Origin of the sequence: Geobacillus lituanicus (assembly GCF_050994965.1) — a bacterium.
GTDB lineage: Bacteria > Bacillota > Bacilli > Bacillales > Anoxybacillaceae > Geobacillus > Geobacillus stearothermophilus.
This window is the reverse complement of sequence record NZ_CP194773.1, coordinates 1,965,925-1,986,159: the sequence shown is the minus strand read 5'-3', so window position 1 is coordinate 1,986,159 and position 20,235 is coordinate 1,965,925. Positions and strand designations below refer to the sequence as shown.

The window sequence follows — 20,235 nt, the reverse complement described above, 5'->3', positions numbered from 1 at the left end:
AAGCCATCGTCTTTTATATATTATTTTATATATTAAAAAATAACTGAATTCTAAATCAATTGAAACATAAATTAATAGTGGCATACCTTGGACTGGTATAGCAACACAAATAAAAATAATAAAAGGTATCTTTTGTTATTTACTATCAAATATAAATTTAGTATAATTCTAATGTACAAATCATTATCATTTTTGACTGGAAACAAAACAGTTAGAAATGGTAATGATTGAATTTCTATTTTTTGTTAATTAAGGGAAAGGAGAACAGGAGAATGGAAAATCAAAATCGTCAGAATGCAGCCCAATGTCCGTTTCACGGAAGCGTAACGAATCAGTCTTCGAATCGAACGACGAACAAAGACTGGTGGCCGAACCAGCTGAACTTAAGCATTCTCCATCAACATGACCGAAAAACAAATCCTCATGATGAAGAGTTCAATTATGCCGAGGAGTTTCAAAAACTCGACTATTGGGCGCTCAAAGAAGATTTGCGCAAACTGATGACAGAAAGCCAAGATTGGTGGCCGGCCGATTATGGCCATTACGGTCCGCTGTTCATCCGCATGGCGTGGCATTCGGCGGGAACGTACCGCATCGGCGACGGCCGCGGCGGCGGTTCGACCGGCACGCAGCGCTTTGCCCCGTTAAACAGCTGGCCGGATAACGCCAACTTGGATAAAGCGCGGCGGTTGCTGTGGCCGATCAAGAAAAAATACGGCAACAAAATTTCTTGGGCTGACTTGATGATTTTGGCCGGCAATGTCGCCATCGAATCGATGGGCGGCAAAACGATCGGCTTTGGCGGCGGCCGGGAAGATGTCTGGCATCCGGAAGAAGACATTTATTGGGGCGCGGAAAAAGAGTGGCTCGCTTCGGAACGCTACAGCGGGGATCGCGAACTGGAAAATCCGCTTGCGGCTGTGCAGATGGGGCTGATCTATGTCAACCCGGAAGGCCCTGACGGCAAGCCGGATCCGAAAGCGGCAGCGCGCGACATTCGCGAGACGTTCCGCCGCATGGGGATGAACGACGAAGAAACGGTCGCCTTGATCGCCGGCGGCCACACGTTCGGCAAAGCGCATGGCGCAGGCCCTGCTTCCCACGTCGGCCCCGAGCCGGAAGCCGCTCCGATTGAAGCGCAAGGATTGGGATGGATCAGCTCATACGGAAAAGGAAAAGGCCGCGACACGATCACGAGCGGCATCGAAGGCGCGTGGACGCCGACACCGACGAAGTGGGATATGTCGTATTTCGATATGCTGTTTGGCTATGACTGGTGGCTGACGAAAAGCCCATCTGGGGCATGGCAATGGATGGCAGTTGACCCGAAAGAAGAGCATCTCGCACCGGATGTCGAAGACCCATCGAAAAAAGTTCCGACGATGATGATGACAACCGACCTGGCGCTTCGCTTTGATCCGGAATTCGAAAAAATCGCCCGCCGCTTCCATGAAAATCCGGATGAGTTCGCGGATGCGTTCGCCCGCGCTTGGTTCAAACTGACGCATCGCGATATGGGGCCGAAAACGAGATACTTAGGTCCGGAAGTGCCGGAAGAAGATTTCATCTGGCAGGACCCGATTCCAACGGTCGACTATGAATTGACCGATGCCGAAATTGAAGAAATCAAAGCGAAGATTTTGAACTCGGGTCTGACGGTTAGTGAACTCGTCAAAACCGCTTGGGCCTCAGCCAGCACGTTCCGCAACTCCGATAAACGAGGCGGAGCCAACGGCGCCCGCATCCGCCTTGCGCCGCAAAAAGATTGGGAAGTGAACGAACCAGAGCGGCTCGCCAAAGTGCTTTCGGTGTATGAAGACATCCAGCGCGAGCTGCCGAAAAAGGTGAGCATCGCCGACTTGATCGTCCTTGGCGGCAGCGCAGCGGTCGAAAAGGCGGCGCGCGATGCTGGTTTTGATGTCAAAGTGCCGTTTATTCCAGGACGGGGCGATGCGACGCAAGAGCAAACTGACGTCCAGAGCTTTTCCGTACTGGAGCCGTTTGCCGACGGATTCCGCAACTATCAAAAGAAAGAGTACAGCGTCGGTCCGGAAGAATTGCTCATCGACAAAGCGCAGCTTCTAGGGTTGACCGCACCTGAGATGACCGTGCTCATCGGCGGTCTGCGGGTATTGGGCGCGAACTATCGCGATCTCCCGCACGGGGTTTTCACTGATCGCGTCGGGGTGCTGACGAACGACTTCTTTGTCAACTTAGTCGACATGAACTATGAATGGGTGCCGACAGACAGCGGCATTTATGAAATCCGCGACCGGAAAACGGGCGAAGTGCGGTGGACGGCCACCCGGGTTGACCTTATTTTCGGAGCCAACTCAATCCTTCGTTCGTACGCCGAATTTTACGCCCAAGACGACAACCGAGAAAAATTCGTCCGCGACTTTATCAACGCTTGGGTGAAAGTGATGAACGCCGACCGCTTTGACATTCATTTGAAACAAGCCAAAGAGTCGGTCACAGTTTAACCAGGCAAAAAAAGCAGCTTGTCCGTTTAACATAAATCAGCCAGAAGTCCCCCACCTCTACAGGTGGGGGATGAATGGCGTTCGGTTTTTCTGTTTTTCTCTTTCTTCTTTGGATGGCAATAGAATACAATAAACATAGGAGGTGAAACCATGTATCGAACGCTGAAAACCCGTTTTCGGGCAAAGAAAGAAGTTATCCAAAAACTATTTGAATGCAATCGTATCTCCGCAGAAGTTTGGAACGAATGCCTTCGTTTGGCAAAAGAACATCATTTGGAAACAGGAAAATGGATAACCAAAACGGAACTGCAAAAAGCAACAAAAGGTCGTTTTTCTATCCACAGCCAAAGCATCCAGGCGGTTGTGCATAAATATATCTTTGCCCGTGATGGGGCAAAAGAAGCACGGAAAAAAGGAGAAAAAATCAAATATCCATACAAAAAGAAAAAACATTTCAACACGAAATGGGCAAAAGATGGGTTTGTTTTGCATGAAGACGGAACGTTGGAACTGTCGCTAGGAATTTGGAATCGAAAACGACAATCTCCTTTGGTGGTGAAAATCGACAAAGAGAAACTTCCAAACGGAAAAGTCAAAGAAATCGAGTTGGTCTATGACCGTGGTTTGTGGCTTTGTTTATCGTATGAAGATGGGAAAAAACCAAAAGAAAATCCATGTAAAAACCGTGTTGCTATTGACCCAGGGGAAATTCACACCATCGCAGCCATTTGTGAAAATGGGGAAAGCCTCATTATCACGGGAAGAAAAATAAGAAGCATTCATCGGTTGAGAAACAAGAAATTAAAAGAACTGCAAAAACTCATGAGCAGATGCAAAAAAGGCTCCAAACAATGGAAAAAGTACAATCGGGCGAAACAATATGTACTTTCGAAATCAGAGGCACAACTAAAGGATGCACTGCACAAAACCACGAGACAATTTGTTCGTTGGTGTTTGGAAAACCAAGTGAAAGAAGTCGTCATTGGAGATATCGAAGGAATCCAACGGAATACGAAAAAGAAACGAAACAAAAAGACCAATCAGAAATTATCCAATTGGTCGTTTGGAAAATTATTTGATTATCTCAAATACAAATTGAATGCCGAAGGAATTCAAATCGAGAAAAAAGATGAAAGTTATACCTCGCAAACATGCCCTGTTTGCGGGAAGAAAAATAAATCTTCTTCTAGAAATTATACATGTCAATGCGGGTACAAACGACACCGTGATATCCATGGGGCAATGAATTTATTTGCCAAAGTATATTATGGTGAAATCCGCCCATTGGAATTTACGGTCAAACCGTTTACGTATCGACGGATTGCTTAGGTATGAAGTCGTAGATGGCGAGTTCCCGCCCTTGAGTATCATGGATACTCATGTTGCCTGTGGCTCCCAACGGGACGGGTGCCAGGTGTTGCCTGCAGATAGGCTGCCAACCAGCCTATCATGCATCCACCTCCGAAGGGGAAACAGGAAACCCCCACTTCGATAAGTGGGGGAGGTTCATGGGGCAAGCTGTTTTTTTATATTTCTTAGACTTGTTGTGGATCAAAAGGGAAAGATTCGTTGAAAGGAAACTAGAGCGCTCAATTACCTGTTTTTATGCTTATGTGTCATAGATTTGCAGAGAGAAAAGAGCCTTCGGAGAATCTTTGAGAATAGTATGTATTTTATTGACAAATTATGTGTTTTTCAGTATGATTGCGGCAGAATCAAATCAAGATCAAATAGCATAGGGAAAGGGACAGGACAAACATTCACGTCAAAATAAAAAGACAGCTCAGCCCTGCCCAACGGCGGCGGGGAAAACAACACCTTCTTTTTATGATTGTAAGGTATAAACGTGTTTTAGTCAACACAAAATGAATTTATGTATGGAAAGTAAAGGAGTTTACTTTAAAATCCCTTATTGAATCATGGCTAAATCTATTTATAAAAAATAAAGGGTTCTATGTAGCTATAAGATATAAGGAGCAAATGTGTGGATTTTTATCGTTCGAAATTGAAAAACACAATCGTTCTGGGGAATTAGGTATATGGATTAGTCCAGACTATTTGAGAAAGGGGATTGCATTACAATGTACAAAGAAAATTATTGATATTGGTTTTGAAGAGTACCAATTAAACCGAATAGGAGCTTGCACTGCAGTTGAAAATTATAAATGCATAAAAGGTTTGGAAAAATTAGGATTTACAAAAGAGGGTATTAAAAGAGAGGGCATATATGTAAATGGTAAATCACAAGATTTAATATGCTACAGTTTATTAAAAAGGGAATGGGTGGATCATGAGTCAAAAACTTAACAATACTAATTTGTTACTTTTTTTAGGAAGTAATATTTCAGTCACTTTTGGCTTATCTATGTTTACCATCATCATGACATGGTTGGCCTATAATGGAAGAGGCTCTTTAATGGACTCGGCGTTTGTCAGTATCGCGATGATGGTTGCTCAACTACTCATTGCTCCGATAGGCGGAGTTATTGCTGACCGTTCTAATCGAAAAAAGGTTATCGTCTTATGTCGCCTTCTTTCATGCGTAGTGATATTCATTGTTTTCCTTCATTTTTATATAAATGGGAAACTCGGAATTGTCATTGTGTCTATGGCTGCTACTTTTCTTCTTACGATCCTGTCTACTTTATCAGGTCCTGTACAATCAACCATTCTCCGAGAATTAGTAGAAAAAGAAAAATTTTCGAGTGTATATGGAAATTTTATCGCTTTAAGCGGAGTAAGCAGACTTGTAGGCCAAGGAATTGCAGGGTTTCTTCTTACATGGATTGGAACTTCTTGGTCATTGCTGACAATTCTTGTTGTGTTTATATTTGGCGTTCTGCTCATACAGTTTTCTAAAATTTCTACCAAACCAGTAAATAACTATAGTGAATCCAGTTCGAAGCTTAGGGAATTGAAAGAAGGGTGGAATTATTTAATAAACATTCCATATTTAAAGTGGTTATTAATTACCGCTTGTCTCACAAATGTTTCGCACAGTTCGTTAACGATTGCGGCACCGGCAATCGCCAAAGAGTTTGGCAACGGTCCGCAAACCTTCAGTTTACTAACGATGTCACTAGTATTTGGCGGATTAGTTTGCGGGGTTATTGGGGGGAGAATGACCAAAAAAATTAAAACAGGATTAGCATTTGGATATTTAAATTTGTTAACAGGATTATTTACTATCATTATTGCCTTCTCTAATTCTTTAATACTTACATGTGCTGCTGTTTTCTTTCTGTCTTTTGTCATTACAATGGATGATATCATGTATGAATCTATCGTTATGTTACTCACTGACTCTCGTTATCGAGGAAGAATTAAAGGGCTTCAAGTTTCCATTGCCATGTTGCTAATGCCTGTTGCTATGTTATTCGGTGGCTATATTGGAGATTTAGTAGGTGTACGTAATTTAATTATTATTTCCAGTGCATTTGTCTTTTTGGCAGCGATCATATGCTTTGCCAATAAACATGTGAGATCTGTTTACTCTGGACATTATGAACACGCAGTTAAGAATGAGACAATGCAAATAAAATTATAGCTTTACCGAATAGCTTACGCTGCTTTTATTAACCATTCTGATGTACAGAAAGTTTCAAACAACGTGCAGAAAGAGTAGAGAAACAAGTAATGCAATCGTTGAACAAAAATTCAAAAAAACACAAGTGATAAAACAAAACCATTCAATTGTTCGTTTATTTTAGAAATTATGGTTCATCACCAAATTTTGTGATTTAGTGACAAAAAAGAGAAAGCACTGACGAGATCCTGGCCATAATGTTAGCGGTGAAATAAACATTAAGGAGGTCTCGTAAGTGCTTTCTATACCACTAGGATTGCCAGAATTTAAAGTGATTAAACAAGAACTTCATTCCTATGGTTATGCGATTCATGTAGAGAAAACAGAGACACAGGAACGTTGCCCTCATTGTGGGTTTGCCACTTCCTCTGTCCACGACAGACGGACAAGAAAAGTACGGGATTTGGCGATTTTCCATCAACCGGTGTACTTGTTCGTCAAGGTAAAGCCTCACATTTCGCACCCTAACAAGGTCAAAACAAAGGATTTTTTATTTAGTTTTTCAGAATAACTTTTTGACCAACACGACGAGCGATGGCTATCCTTTTTTTACCATCGCTGGTCGTTCCGTATGACGTTACACGTAAATGCTCTCATCCAGCCCCAACCCCTGCAGAATCCTTCGTTGTTCAGGGGTGAGGGAGCGATCCAGTGAGCGTTGGATGCGTCCATCCGGCAGCTCCAGGAGGACGACGTTCACATATTGAAACAGCTGGAAAATCGCCTGCCCCGTCGGTCGGGTCAGCTTGCGGCCTCCGGCGCCCTTTAATGGGTGTTCGGGTGTGATGAACTGGCGCACCCGGCGCTGAAAGACGCGGTAAATGGCCAAGGCCAAGAGAAACAAATAGCCCAATACCGCAACTCGTTCTGGCTTTTTGACATAGATCTCATCCGTGAAAAAAGGGTCTTTCAAAAAAGCGAAGTTCATTTCCACCGAGATCTGCCCTTTATATAGCTTCAAGATCTCTTGGGCATCCATGGGTTGGCCCTTCCATTCCTTCGGAACGGTCGTGACAAGGACAAACCGGGACGCTTTCCGTCTTGCCTGTTCCCACGCGTCTTGGTCGAATTCGACGTCAAGGTGCAAGAAATACAGCGTCTCCACCTCGGGTTCCGCCCCTTTTTTCGGCCGTCCGCGCCGTTTTTTCAGGCGTACGGTCTCTTCGACCGCGGCCTCAACCCGATGAAACCGGGGGCGAAGGGACGCCTTGAGGGACGCCAAGGCTTGTTCGGCATCTTCCCGGCAGGAGAAGGGGTGACGCTCCCAACGGGCTTGTTCCTCGCGAAGAAGCTCCGCTTCTTTGGTTCGTTCTTTTTCAAGCGTCTTTCCTTTTCGCTGGTCGAGCGCACTCGATTCGACGACGATCAGCCGAACGGGGTGGCCTTCATAGGTGGAGGATGTTTCCCATACCCGATACGTGGCGCCGTTTCTCTCCGCCAGGGTAAAGGGTTCGCTCCACGGGATGTGAGGCGAATCGGCCTCCGCTAATGCCCGTTTCACGATCCGAAGCGACGAAGGGCCTCGGGTGATCAAAAAGGCGTTGGCCGCTTTGGTTTGCGCCAGAGTGTCTTTTGTCATCGCGGCGGAATCGGCCACGTAAATCCATTCGTCTTCCATCTTGGCTTGTTTGAGCTGTTCGTGGACACGGGACAGCACCTCCGGATTCCACGTTTTGTCAGGCAGGTTGCCGTCGTGCACATCGCCGTAAAACGGGATGCCGTCCTCGTTGCCGACCAGTCCGAAACCGATCTGTTTTTGCCAACGATGATGGCGGTTATAGCCATGTGTGATCTGCAAAGCCTCTAATGAGGCCGATTCATACGCGCCGTAAACGGTCTTGTCCGTCGTATCGGCGTGGAAGGCTCGGAGGGAAAGGCCTTCTTTGCGATAAATATGAATCAAGCAAGTGCTGATGACGTTGTGAATGCCAGCCTCATACAGGCGATCGAGATGACGGGCCAACGCATCGTCGTTCAACCAGGAAGGATGGAGATCGGGACGGATGAGTTTCTCACAATCGACCTCCTGAGCCCAATGTTCCAAGTGAACAAGGGCTTGCCGGCCGTCAAACAGATTGTAGATGATGGCCTGAACGGCATCGCTGACTCGAGTCTGGCACTGTGGATCAACGGGAACGAGATGGTCAATCAATTGGGGCAGGCCCAGTTTCTTGAATAGGGCACTTATTATATTCAAATAATCATTACGATAGACCTTTTTGACTTGAACGTTCATGAGAGAAAAACTCCTTCACTTTCCTTGTGTGTCAAGGATTCATTCGACATCGGAACGAAAAAATCCTCCCGATTTTCGTTGGGAGGGTGCGAAATGTGAGTAAAGCGCTATCGGTGTTGGAATTGTTCCCAAGTGTTTTCCCCCTCTTTGGAATCGATTCCACCCAATCAACATTACACCAATCGATTTTGTGAGTATTTGTATGAACTTTGCGAAGGCTCCACCATTCAAGAGGTTAGCCGAAAGCACCGCATCCCATATACAACATTGGAACGCATCTACTACTCCATCGCATCAAAACTCACATTTCGCACCCTGAATAAAAATTCAAAATAAGCCTGATTTGAGTGAATAAAAATTAGTTATTTTACAATATTTGTATAAAAATTTATTTTTATGCGAATATTTTGGTTATTTTTTGTATATTATGCAAAGGTTGCGAAATATGAGTCAAAAAAAGCAAAAGAGCGTCAAAACACAATGGAGGCATCTTGTCAGGAAGGGATGGTGCTTAGCTTAGATGAAATCGCGGTAAAAAAGGGACATCAGTATGAAACCGTATTGATGGATGCCAAAGCTGGATCGGTCATGGGAATGCATGCCGATCGCCAATGTAACTCCGCCGTTAACTTGTTGAGCCAAAATGGCCTGTCGAAAGAAAAGGTCCAAACAGTGATTCTGGACATGTGGGAACCTTATCATAAGGCGGTTCGCGCCCTGTTTCCATCTGCTTCGATTGTCATCGATTAAGTACCATGTGGTTCAAAAAGTGACCCAAGCCTTGGATCAAGCAAGAAAGGAATTTTCTCCATGGAAAAAGGCTCGATATCTTCTCTTAAAAGGCTGTGAAAAGCTTCGTAAGGACCAACGGCTTCGATTAGACGATATCTTGGAGGAGTATCCGATACTCTCCATTGCTTATTATCTGAAAGAGTTGTTTCGGGATTTTTACCGAACCGATGGATATAACGAAGCAAAGGAACGCTTGGAAGAATGGATTCAGTTAGCCAAACAGAGCCCTTTTGCTTCTTTTCAGGAAGCAGCCAACACGCTTGAAAGGTGGAAGGAGCCTATTCTTTCCTACTTTTTGTGCCCATATACGAATGCCCGAATTGAGGGGACGAATCACAAGATCAAAAACATCAAACGCCGGGCATATGGCTATCGAAATCTAGAACGGTTTCGTTTGCGTGTATTTCTGGAGTGTACAGGGAACACTACAGGTAGTCAGGCTGCTTAAGCGCTCCCTTCTTCCGCTATCGGTATGATAGTTGGTAGAATGGAACCCGTCAAGGAAAGCACTTGACTGTTTCCATTCTACCAACTTCGTGGTCTGTATGCGGAAGAAGGATCCTGACTGATGAACCTATTTCATCCAGCTAACATGTCTCTAGGATTGAGTAGAAATCACAGAAAATGGTGAAGACCCAAAAAAATTGATACTTCTGCCATAAAAGGAATCAAAAAGAGACATCATTCTTAATATTTTCATTCTTCTGATGGTTCCGTGTAGATGCGGCATGGTTGTCTCTCATGGAAGAACGAATGAACTTCCATCATCTGTAGTGCCGCGAAATGCAGCATGGGTGGCTATGATTCAAAAAGTTATTATCAACAAAAAGGTGGGGGTAATAGTGTTAGACAAGAAAAAAGTAGGAAATATATTAGGTGTCACTGTTTCCTGTAATCATAAGTATCATTATTTTCTATGTTGAAAGAGGTCCAGATGCTGATGTTTATTTCGTGATCACAATTTATGGCATCTTATCAATTATTGGTATTTTATTCGCTGTGTTCTCGTGGTTGATGACGAAACGTTTCTTTCTGCCAATTATCAGCTTGATAGGAAATGGAGCGGTTTTGGCCATTGCTTTTCTTTTGCTATTGGCAATGGGGATTAGTGAACCATAAAAAAATATTCTTATTCAAAGATTCTGCCCGTAGTTGCAATCTTTCTTTTTCTCCTGTAAATACACAAAAGTAGGTGGCATATAAAAATGGAAATGAGTAAGTTTATACTTCTTGGCGATATATTGATTATGAAAGTAAAGATTGATGGCGTTGATTATACATTTAGCATTAGGTGGAAAGCACCGAAGAAACCTTATGATGAAACTTGGGAACTTGTATCATATGCGAAAAATTCGACTGGTGAAAAAGATTTAAGTGAAGAACAAATTAAGAAGTTTATGGATACAGTTAATCCTAAAATGAATTGGAATATAGCAGATTTTCAAAAGTAAACTTCTTGAACTAACGGGTGTAATGAAAAATGCTCATCTACAGTGAAATGGTTGTAGTTTTGAAAGGGTTTATTTTACACGAAGGAAAAGTATTAATTGTACAACGCGCTAATGATGACGAAGTGGGCGGCGGAACGTGGGAGTTAGTCGGAGGGCAAATACACTTTGGAGAAGATTTAGAAGCGGCGCTGTTGCGAGAAATCCAAGAAGAAGTTGGATTGGATGTGACGGTGGAGCGGATTTTATATGCGACGACGTTTCAAACGCACGCAACGCGGCAAGTCGTCATTCTTACATACTTATGCAAAAGCGATCATCATGAAGTTGTTCTTTCGGAAGAGCATATCGATTATTGCTGGTCGACTAAAGAGAGAGTGCGTGAACTGCTGCCTCCGGCCATTCTTCACGACTTTGAAAGAAATGACGTGTTTTCGTTGGAAGAATGGGTATAGAGTAGAGATGGAAGATAGCTAAATGAGTTCAGTTCATGCCGAGTAAGATCCGCGGACCGCGCTATCCAAACAAGATGGTTTGACGGATTGTAAAAAGAACAAAACAAGCTGTTGCAGCAAGAAAAAAAGCTTTTATCGATGAATATCGAAAAAGTTATTGCGTTCATCAAGCATGTGAAACAGTTGGAATTACATTAGGAACTTATTTTAGATGGTTGAAACAAGACAAACAATTTAGCGAAGAATTTTATCAAATTCAAATAAAGAAAGAGTAGTGGTAATCAAAAGCCACTCATATATTTTTTAAATTTTAGTAGACATAATATAAATTATAGGAAGTTATATTCGGTTTTGTCTCAATAAAAAGTAATCTTTTGATAGTGAGACAAAAAGCGAAAAAACAACGACATCCGTCATGAATGAGCGCTTTTGCAGCATACGCATGCAGCGGACATATTTGGTTGCTGAACTCCCCGCCACCTGGAAATCCGTTATAGTTTGTTATAAAGGAGTGCGCGATGATGAGATGCGGGCTCGTCCATATTTGTTGTGTCATACCAAAAAAAATCAAGAGTCGTCGCCAATTTGGTTTTTGCGCCGTTCCTAGCTTGTGCCCGAGCGGTATGTGTTTCACCGCAATCATTTTCCGCATCCGTCTCGCCTTCCTGATCGTTTGACAGTGGCTGGGCTTGTCCCTTTCTCCTGCCGAGTTGAATGGCGTGCGGATGCAAATAAAATAAAAACGTGCAGTGTTCCCGATTGGTTCATGAAACACTGCACGTTACCCGCTGCGTGTCGATTGTCGCAGGAAAGGCATGCTCCCATCCTTTCTTTTTAACTTTCAACGTTATGCAATGTCGGTGTGGTGATAGCGGACGCCTTTATACCGAACGCGAACCGGTATGCCTTTCTCTTGTTTGTACCTGATGAGCAGCCGTCGAGCTTTTGAAAAGGCTTCCATCATCCCGGATGCCGGAATCGCCTCATCCCAGACAGACGTTCTTCCTTGGTCTGTGTAAAAGGAAAAGACGTACTGTTTCACCCTTCTTCACCTCCCTACGTACTTATTATAATCAGAAACTGTTTTTCCTAAACACAAAAACTGTTACAATTATGTTAACATTTTCTGTGCCGCGGCACTATGAAAAAATGGCTGGCGGAATGGGCCGCCGTGTCACGTTCTTTTTTTGATCTATGGAGCTCCTTTCAGTATGTTCGTTGTCACCGTCGGAATCAGCCTGCCGCCATGCTGCAAAGCCAGCGATCTCTCTTGTCGCCGCAAAGAAAACCGGCACCTTATTCGATGCCGGTTTGATGTTTGTATTGTTTGACAGCCGACGGATAGTCGGCTTGGATGGCGTCTTTGTCCCGCCCAAGCCGCACACTTAAAAACTCTAGCACAGCGGCGTCGTAGGCGAGCCCTGCCGCAAACTGCCGCTTTAACCATCGCTCGCCCGCGGCTTCATCGGGAAAGGTGCGAGCCTCTCCCCCGTCGGCATACCATGTCCATCCCTGTTCCGTCTGGCGGCTTAACCACCACTGGCCCTGATGATTCGTCCAAAACACGCCTTCTGCCTCTTCCCGCTTGTTCAGTTGGTTTTGTTCCGCATCGCCATAAACAGGCGCAAGCGGGAACGTCTCGATGACAAACAGCGGAAAGGTCGTGTCATCCACAAAACAACCCGATGCCTTCGGGTGGCCGCCGCCGCCAAACTGCTTCGCGAATTCGGCGACGTTGACATTGTCATGGATGGTGCGAAACCCGATATGTTTTGTCCCGAGATTGACTAGGGCGATCAAATCTAGGTGCGGATGCCGTTTGGATAAGGCGTTGCCAAGCTCCGACAGATGGCGTTCAGCGAACACGACGCCGATGCAGTAATCGCCGATCCAGCGCTGAACGAGCTGCTTTTGCTTCTGTCGGATGTAGCGTTGAATTTTCTTTTCTTCCATATCCAGAAGCAACTCTTCCGTCTCCGTCAAGGCGAACGCCTCCCCGGAGGCGAGCCGCTCGCTCATCGTCTCCCAAAAGCCGTCGAGCCCGAGAATGGTGAACAAATCGTTGAGCCGCTTCGCTTGCAAATTCCCATTTTCTTCCCATTCCCACGTGTCGTACTGGCGGACGAGCTCGACAAACGCATCCAACGTTTCGTTAGGCGCCAGTTTTCCTTCGCGGACGAGGTAATCGTAAAAGAGCGAGGTTGCACATGTTTTTTTGCCGTCTTCCCGTTCGGGCGCGACCCATCCCCATGGATAGCTGTTGAAATGAAGCGCGGTCACGTGGTGGTCGATGACTTGCACATGGCCGCCGCGCTTGGCCCGCTCGGCGAGCTGCTGCTCCACCTCCTGGCCGACGGCTAGGTCGGTGATAAACAGCATGGCGCCATTCGCTTCCTCGCTTTGCAAGAACTGGCTGACCCGTTCATCCAAGTTCCGGTACGAGCAAAACGAAATGTTCACCTCGGCAAACGCCAGCTTGGCGAGCAATCCACAGCCGATTCCGTCTAAATCGCTGTCGGTAAATAGTTTGATCATCGATTCCCATCCTTTTGTTACAAGCTTTTTTGCAGCCACGTTTTCAAAAGCGGAAGCAGTCGGTCGGGCAGCTCGCTCACTTGTGGAACGAAAACGCGAAAGCGGCCGTAAATGTTTTCAATCGTCCGCCGCGTCGATTCGTCATCCGCCCCGCGGCCTAAAAAAAGGTTGACAACCTCAATGCCGCGCCGCCGCGCTTCGGCCACCGCTTCATGCGTATCGATAATGCCGTTTTGTTCGTAGCCATAGGCGGCCGGTTCCCCGTCAGAAAAGATGAGCAACACTTTTTGCGTTTCCGGGCGGCGGAGAAGTTGCTCAGTCATCCAGCGGATCGCCAGCCCGTCGCGGTTGTCTTCGTGGGGCTCAAGCTGCATGATCGCCGGACCGCTTGATGGGTCCAACGACTCGCGGAACGAAACAGCCACTTGCAAGTAATTCGGCTGTCTGGCCGCGGTTGCCTCGTTGGCGTCTTCCCAAAACCCGACGATCTGATGCGGCACACGCAACGTTTGAAGCACGTTGTGGCAGAGAACGAGCCCCGTTTTCGTTTCATCCATTTTATCGTGCATCGACGCCGAGCAGTCGACGAGCAGGCCGAACACTGCGTTGAACCGCCGCGCTGGCTCGCCTTTTTTGTAAAACAGGCGCGGCCGCTCGTCGGTGAAAAACGGTATGAGCTGTTTGCGTAGCCGTCCGGCCGGCAAGTTCGTGCGCCACGTGCTGCGTTGGTGTTCGAGCCATTGCTCCATCACGCGTACAAGCCGCTTCCGGTATGGCGCGGCCGCCGCCTGTTTGCTGCGGTATTCGTCCCGTTCGTCACGACTTGGCGGCGGGGAAGAAAAAACAATGATGGCTGCCTGGCGGTTCGCTTCCCCATATGGAGCACCGCCTCCGGCTGGTCGATGTTCCTGGAATGCGGCTGCCGCCTCGAGGCCGTATTCGTTTCGCTTCGCCGGCCGGGACGTTCCTTGGACAATGGCGAGCGCCTGGTCGCCATCGTCCCCCGGCCTCGCCCCGTCGCCAAGCATGCCAGTGCGGGTGCCGCGTTCCAACTCAAAGCGGAGAAAATTCCCATTCGGCCGGCTTGTTTCCCGGTGCCACGTCGACAGCACTTCCTGGTGCGCTTTGCCGTTTGACGGATTTTCCGCTGCATCGCGGTTTTCCAACGGATCGACCCGCTTCAAATCGCGAACCGTCACCTTCGGTTCATCGTCCCCGTCATCGACAAATGGAAGCGAGGTGTAAGCGTTCACCATGTCACCGGCAAGCGCCTCTTCCATCAATGCGACGATGGCTAACGCCCAGCGGGCCGTATCCGCGGTGGACATCGCGTCAAACCATTGCGGCCACAGCGCGTCAAGGCGCGCCTGCACCGTTTCATCCGCCATCGGAGCGAGCGGAACGTCATCAAGCGGCGAGTCGGCGGTCAGCCGCAAATACATCGCCGCCAAAAATTGATCGGCGGCGGCGCCGCGGGTTTGGTTTGCCTGCCATTGCTGGGTGAAGTAGCGACGGTAAAGGCGGCGGCGCGTGCGAAACCAACGTTTCACCCCGGGCCGTTCCCGCTCGCAGAGAGCCTCAACACGAAGATCCTCAGCCAACGAAAACAGCTGTTTCGCCAGTTTCGGCCATGGGTGCGCTTCGGCTGCTTGCCGAAATGCGCGGACCGCCGCTAGGTCCGTATGCCGCCGCGTGCCGATGACGCGCAAGGCGACATCGCTTTTCATCGCCGTTTCTTTCTCCTTTGGCGGATACACATCCCAAAACTGACTGACGTACACCGTTGGCTTAACCGGATGCATCCCGGAATGGGCGGCGAACTCGACCGTCATGTCAGGACGGCGGGCGAGCGTTCGGGCGAGATCGGCGAGCTGCATCACCAAAAACGGATCAATCGGCCGATCGTTGAACATCATAAACCGTTCCATGGCCGCCTCCTACTCGTCAAACCATGTTTCCGCGATATTGCGCACCGCCGCCCGCTCCCGTTCATCGTCGAGCTTGTCGATGATGCTTCGTTCAATGGCGCGCAGCGGCGGGATATGCACCGCCAGATCGCACGCATCGAGCAAGGCGCGTACGGAAGCCACTTCTTCTGCCACTTGCCCGTTTCGCACCTGCGCCAGCAAGTCGGCTGACAAGGCGACGAAACGGTTGATCAACGCATCGTCTGTTAATGTAGTTTGTGCCATGATGACCGATTTTAACGTCTCCCCCTGCACATATGGGACATCGATGACGACGAAGCGGTTTTTTAACGCTTCATTGAGCGGCACGGTGCCGATATAACCTTCGTTGATCGCCGCAATGACGCCAAACGTCGGCTTCGCCTCGACGACCTCGCCAGTGAGCGGATTGGTGAGGCGGCGCCGATAGTCAAGCACGCTGTTTAAGATTGGCAGCGTCTCAGGTTTGGCCATATTGATTTCATCAATGTATAGCAAATGCCCCTTCTCCATCGCCCGGATGACCGGACCGGGTACATATTCGATCACCGCTTGGCTGTTTTTGTGCACGATCGTCTTAAAACCGAGCAATGCTTCGGCGTCTAAGTCCACGGAACAGTTGATGCTGTGCATCGGTTGACCAAACAAAGCGGACAACGTTTCAGCAAGCCGCGTTTTTCCCGATCCGGTCGGGCCTTTTAAGAGCACGTTTTTCCCAAGCGCGAGCGCAATGGCGGCATCGTGCACGATCGCCTCATCTGCCGCCTTGTACCCGCCCGCTCCAATCAACGCGCGATCCGGATCGCGGCGGAACAGTTCTTTTCGCTTTTCCATTTCTTTCGTGACCGTCAACGGCCATGTTCCCATCTTCTGACTTCCTCTCTGTGGCGATCTTCCCCTCTCATTCTACTAGATCGCCCGGCGGGACGCAAAACAAAAGAACTAGACCATAAATATATTATGTAAATATAACAAAGAAAAAACGAGGCGCTCTCAACCGAAGTTGTCCTCAATCGCCTTGCGAATGAGCGCCGCGCACCGATCAAGCTCCGCCTTGAGCTGGCGTTTGTACAGCTTCGCCTTTTCCTGCCCCCCTTCCGCGAAGCGGTAGTACACAACTTCTTGGTACTTCATGCCTTCTTTTTTCTGCTTGACTTGCTTTAAAATGCCGTCTTCAATCAAATCGTGGAGCGCTTTGTACACTTCGGAATGGTTCGGCCGGTAGCCGAACGGTTTAAACTCTTGGCGCAGCACATCAAGCAGCTTCAGTCCGTACAGCCGCTCCTGTTCGGTGAGCGTAATCAAATACAATTTTAAAAACGCACGTTGTTTTAACAGAAAACCGCTGGGCGTCCGTTTTTCTCCCATAGGCTTTTTCCCTCCTTCCCTACGGATGAAATTTCGCTCTTTGGGCGGCCAAATCCTGCTTATCTTCATTATACCATGCGGGAAAGGAAAAATCCTCTCCCGCTTGGGTTCAATAAAACACGATCGTTTTGTTTCCGTGGATGATGACCCGGTCTTCCAAATGCCATTTGAGTGCCCGGGCGAGCACGGTTTTTTCGATCAGGCGGCCGATCCGCTTTAAATCGTCGGGATGGTGGCGGTGGTCCACGCGGGCGACGTCTTGCTCGATGATCGGCCCTTCATCCAAATCGTCGGTGACGTAGTGCGATGTGGCGCCGATCAATTTGACGCCGCGCTCATACGCCCGCTCATACGGACGCGCGCCAATAAAGGCGGGCAAAAATGAGTGGTGGATGTTGATGATCCGTCCCGGGAACTCAGCGACAAACGCCGGCGACAAAATTTGCATGTAGCGGGCAAGCACGATCGTGTCGATCTGATAGTCGCGAAGCAGACGGATTTGTTCGGCTTCGGCGTCCGCTTTCGTTTCTTTCGTCACCGGAATATGCACATAAGGGATGCCAAATGACTCGACCGTCTCGCGCAAGTCGGGGTGGTTGCTGATGACAAGGGCGATGTCGGCGATCAGCTCTCCCGCCTGCCATTGCCAAAGAAGTTCAAGCAGACAATGCTCAGCTTTGGAGACAAAAATCGCGATTCGCCGAATGTCGTTGTGCAGCCGAAGCTGCCAACGCATCTGAAATTCAGCGGCGATCGGGGCAAAGGCCGCTTCGATCTGGTCTTTTCGTTCCGTGATGTTCGGGCAGTCAAACTCCAAACGGAGGAAGAACGTACCCCCTTTCGGATCGGTCGAGTATTGGCTCGATTCGACGATATTGGCGCCTTGCTCATACAAGAAGGACGTGACCGCGGCGACAATACCTGGACGATCCGGACAGGAAATGAGCAGGCGGGCGCGATCTTCATAGCCTTGCAAAAATGATTGCCAGCGATGTTGGCGAAATGTCGTCATGTTGTTCTCTCCCTTTTCTTTCCGTCGTTTGGTTTTCATCATACAAAAAAATCATCCGCTTGCCAACTGCACGGCCCATCTTTTTTGCAAGAAAAGCCGCCTTTGCCCCTGCGGCGGAAGGGGCGATATTCAAAAGAACATCTCCCCTCGAGTAAAATGGCAGTGAAAAAGGGTGTCTCGTTATGTAGGAGACACCCTTTGGTCTGCCCGTGATCAGTCTTTCGTCAAATCGCCGGCCGGGCCGAAAAATTCGTAATGGATGCGTTCTTCCGGCACGCCCCACTCTGCTAAGGCGCGGTAGACCGTTTTCATAAATGGCACCGGGCCGCAGAAATAAAAGTCAGCGTCTTTCGTCGGGATCACGGATTGCATCCATGCAAGGTCAATCCGCCCTTCTTTTCCAAAATGTGGATGGTGGCAGTCCTCGTCGGATGGCGACTCATAACAAATATGATAAGAAAATGACGGGCGTTCCGCCAACATCCGAAGCTCCTCGTCAAACGCGTGCACGCGGCCATTCAAAGCAGCATGCAAAAACGCCGCTGGGCGGGTCGGTTGGCGGATGGCCAACGTATGCGCCATGCTCAAAAGCGGAGTGATGCCGACGCCGCCGCTGATGAACACAACCGGCGTCGTTTTGGACAAATCAAGCGTAAAATCGCCGGCTGGAGCGCTAAGCTCGAGCACGTCGCCCTCTTGGACATGATCATGCAAATAGTTGGAAACAATGCCGGCCGGCTTGTCCGCTGTAGCTGCTTCCCGTTTGACGCTGATGCGGTAATACCCTTTTCCAGGTGCATCCGATAAGCTGTATTGGCGAATATGCGTATACGTCTCGCCCGGAATCGACAGTTTGACGCTCACGTATTGACCCGGCAAATAATCACTGATGGCCTTGCCGTCTTCCGGCTCCAAATAAAACGAAGTAATGACGCCGCTTTCTTTCACCTTTTTCACGACGACAAATCGGCGAAAGTCACGCCAGCCTCCGTGTTTGGCCGCTGCCTCATCGTAGAGCTCTTTTTCCACTTGAATGAAAACGGACGCAATGGCTTCATATGCTTCCGCCCAAGCCGTGATCACTTCGTCGGTGGCGGCGTCGCCGAGCACGTCTTTGATCGCCAGCAACAAATGCTTTCCGACGATCGGGTATTGTTCTGGTTTGATTCCTAAGCTGCGGTGTTTATGGCCGATTTGCCGCACAACCGGCAAAATCGCATCAAGCTGGTCGATATAGCGCGCTGCCGCATACACGGCTGCGGCCAAGGCGCGTTGCTGCCGCCCTTGTTTTTGGTTGGCGTGGTTGAAAATATGGAGCAGTTCCGGATGATTGGAAAACATGAGTTCATAAAACCGCTTCGTAATTTGTTCGCCATGTGTTTCCAAGACAGGCACCGTTGATTTTACCATTTCAATCGTTTTTGGATGCAATTTCGTTGTCGTTGTCATGATTTCATCCCCTTGTAAAACATGTATTTTTAATACATCTTTTATTCAACCATGAGCACTGCGAAAAAGCAATATTTCAAATACATCTTTAATAAATTGTTCACAATTCTCCGTTCGAATCAGGTGTGGTACAATGGGATCAAGAATGTCGCTTAAAGGTTGTGAATCACGATGCAGTTGACGAACTATACGGAATACGCCTTGCGCGTCCTCTTGTTTTTAGGCGCGCTTGATGAAGAAGAAAAAACAAACATCAAAGACATTGCCGCTGCTTTTTCCATTTCAGAGCATCATTTAAGCAAAATCGTCTATGAACTTGGCAAACTCGGCTACATTGAAACGATCCGTGGGCGCAACGGTGGAATCCGCCTTGCGAAACGCCCCGCGGAGATTGTCATCGGCGCGGTTGTTCGCGAAACGGAGGAAAACTTATCGCTTGTCGAGTGTTTTGCCGCCCACGGCAATGAGTGCGTCTTAACGCCGGTATGTCGGCTTCGCTTCGCACTTCACGAGGCGTTAGAGGCGTTTTTGCGTGTGCTGGATGCGTATACGCTCGCCGACTTGCTTGAAGACCGAGCGTCGCTTCGTTCTTTATTGAAAGAGCGGCGCGGTTGAGGAAACTTTCTGGCTATAAGCTGGAGAGTTTTTTGGCGTTTGGCAGGCACACGATCACTAAGCATCGCGCTACGGAAGGAAGACGCGGGATGATGCGAAACCGATGGCGGCCTTTGCGGCGATTGGCACCTTGGCGCTCGGCCTTTGCGCGGGATGTGGCGGCAAGAACGATCATCAGTTGGAAAAACGAAACCAGTCGTCAAACATGGGCGGCGGGATGAATACGTCCGGCACCGGCCGATCACATCCCCTTTGTTTGCCACAAGACGAAGAATATATTAAGATTAGAAAGGTGTGAAAACATCTGCAT

Annotated in this window: 16 protein-coding genes and 3 pseudogenes; 11 read left to right on the top strand and 8 right to left on the bottom strand. The window is 48.1% G+C overall.

Annotated features, from left to right (window positions below):
• Positions 1-272: 272 nt before the first annotated feature.
• From katG to ACR1UW_RS10005, 5 genes and pseudogenes are all read left to right on the top strand, one after another.
• Positions 273-2,483, top strand: coding sequence for a catalase/peroxidase HPI (gene katG / locus ACR1UW_RS10025; RefSeq protein ID WP_498933145.1), 2,211 nt, complete (start codon positions 273-275; stop codon positions 2,481-2,483).
• Positions 2,484-2,633: 150 nt separating this feature from the next.
• Complete coding sequence (locus ACR1UW_RS10020; RefSeq protein ID WP_011231306.1) at positions 2,634-3,812, top strand: RNA-guided endonuclease InsQ/TnpB family protein; 1,179 nt, start codon at positions 2,634-2,636, stop codon at positions 3,810-3,812.
• 540 nt (positions 3,813-4,352) lie between these two features.
• Positions 4,353-4,790 (top strand): GNAT family N-acetyltransferase, encoded by a 438-nt coding sequence (locus tag ACR1UW_RS10015; RefSeq protein ID WP_498935296.1) that lies wholly within the window; start codon positions 4,353-4,355, stop codon positions 4,788-4,790.
• A complete protein-coding gene (locus tag ACR1UW_RS10010) occupies positions 4,774-6,030 on the top strand; it encodes an MFS transporter (protein ID WP_498933142.1) in 1,257 nt (418 codons plus the stop codon). Before ACR1UW_RS10015 ends, ACR1UW_RS10010 begins: the two co-directional genes overlap by 17 nt.
• Before the next feature lie 274 nt (positions 6,031-6,304).
• Positions 6,305-6,517, top strand: a pseudogene (locus ACR1UW_RS10005) (transposase family protein); the annotation flags it as partial.
• 129 nt (positions 6,518-6,646) lie between these two features.
• Here ACR1UW_RS10005 and ACR1UW_RS10000 read toward each other — a convergent pair.
• Positions 6,647-8,305, bottom strand: a complete 1,659-nt coding sequence (locus tag ACR1UW_RS10000) for an IS1634 family transposase (protein WP_429903820.1) — start codon at positions 8,303-8,305, stop codon at positions 6,647-6,649.
• A 99-nt stretch (positions 8,306-8,404) separates the two neighbouring features.
• Here ACR1UW_RS10000 and ACR1UW_RS09995 point away from each other — a divergent pair.
• The 4 genes and pseudogenes from ACR1UW_RS09995 to ACR1UW_RS09980 form a co-directional block, all read left to right on the top strand.
• Positions 8,405-8,599 (top strand): annotated as a pseudogene (locus ACR1UW_RS09995) (transposase family protein); the annotation flags it as partial.
• 156 nt (positions 8,600-8,755) lie between these two features.
• Positions 8,756-9,545, top strand: a pseudogene (locus ACR1UW_RS09990) (ISL3 family transposase); the annotation flags it as partial.
• A gap of 757 nt (positions 9,546-10,302) precedes the next feature.
• The gene (locus ACR1UW_RS09985) at positions 10,303-10,548 is read left to right on the top strand and encodes a hypothetical protein (protein WP_020755374.1); all 246 of its coding nucleotides are present in this window, start codon (positions 10,303-10,305) and stop codon (positions 10,546-10,548) included.
• 29 nt (positions 10,549-10,577) lie between these two features.
• Positions 10,578-11,000, top strand: coding sequence for an NUDIX hydrolase (locus ACR1UW_RS09980; RefSeq protein ID WP_020755373.1), 423 nt, complete (start codon positions 10,578-10,580; stop codon positions 10,998-11,000).
• Between the two features lie 847 nt (positions 11,001-11,847).
• Here ACR1UW_RS09980 and ACR1UW_RS09975 read toward each other — a convergent pair.
• The 7 genes from ACR1UW_RS09975 to hmpA form a co-directional block, all read right to left on the bottom strand.
• Positions 11,848-12,042, bottom strand: a complete 195-nt coding sequence (locus ACR1UW_RS09975) for a hypothetical protein (RefSeq protein WP_498933139.1) — start codon at positions 12,040-12,042, stop codon at positions 11,848-11,850.
• 254 nt (positions 12,043-12,296) lie between these two features.
• Positions 12,297-13,535, bottom strand: coding sequence for a DHH family phosphoesterase (locus ACR1UW_RS09970; RefSeq protein WP_033014133.1), 1,239 nt, complete (start codon positions 13,533-13,535; stop codon positions 12,297-12,299).
• Positions 13,536-13,552: 17 nt separating this feature from the next.
• A complete protein-coding gene (locus ACR1UW_RS09965; RefSeq protein WP_237420325.1) occupies positions 13,553-15,463 on the bottom strand; it encodes a nitric oxide reductase activation protein NorD in 1,911 nt (636 codons plus the stop codon).
• A gap of 9 nt (positions 15,464-15,472) precedes the next feature.
• Positions 15,473-16,315: an ATP-binding protein gene (locus ACR1UW_RS09960; protein WP_407066707.1), complete on the bottom strand. Its 843-nt coding sequence runs from the start codon at positions 16,313-16,315 to the stop codon at positions 15,473-15,475.
• A gap of 159 nt (positions 16,316-16,474) precedes the next feature.
• Positions 16,475-16,849, bottom strand: a complete 375-nt coding sequence (locus tag ACR1UW_RS09955; protein WP_011231227.1) for a replication termination protein — start codon at positions 16,847-16,849, stop codon at positions 16,475-16,477.
• A gap of 109 nt (positions 16,850-16,958) precedes the next feature.
• A complete protein-coding gene (gene purU / locus ACR1UW_RS09950) occupies positions 16,959-17,861 on the bottom strand; it encodes a formyltetrahydrofolate deformylase (RefSeq protein ID WP_033014125.1) in 903 nt (300 codons plus the stop codon).
• 213 nt (positions 17,862-18,074) lie between these two features.
• Positions 18,075-19,310: an NO-inducible flavohemoprotein gene (hmpA, locus tag ACR1UW_RS09945; protein WP_237420328.1), complete on the bottom strand. Its 1,236-nt coding sequence runs from the start codon at positions 19,308-19,310 to the stop codon at positions 18,075-18,077.
• 171 nt (positions 19,311-19,481) lie between these two features.
• Here hmpA and nsrR point away from each other — a divergent pair, with 171 nt between their 5' ends.
• Positions 19,482-19,925, top strand: coding sequence for a nitric oxide-sensing transcriptional repressor NsrR (gene nsrR / locus ACR1UW_RS09940; RefSeq protein ID WP_011231230.1), 444 nt, complete (start codon positions 19,482-19,484; stop codon positions 19,923-19,925).
• A 103-nt stretch (positions 19,926-20,028) separates the two neighbouring features.
• A complete protein-coding gene (locus ACR1UW_RS09935; protein ID WP_020755390.1) occupies positions 20,029-20,223 on the top strand; it encodes a hypothetical protein in 195 nt (64 codons plus the stop codon).
• Positions 20,224-20,235 lie beyond the last annotated feature (12 nt).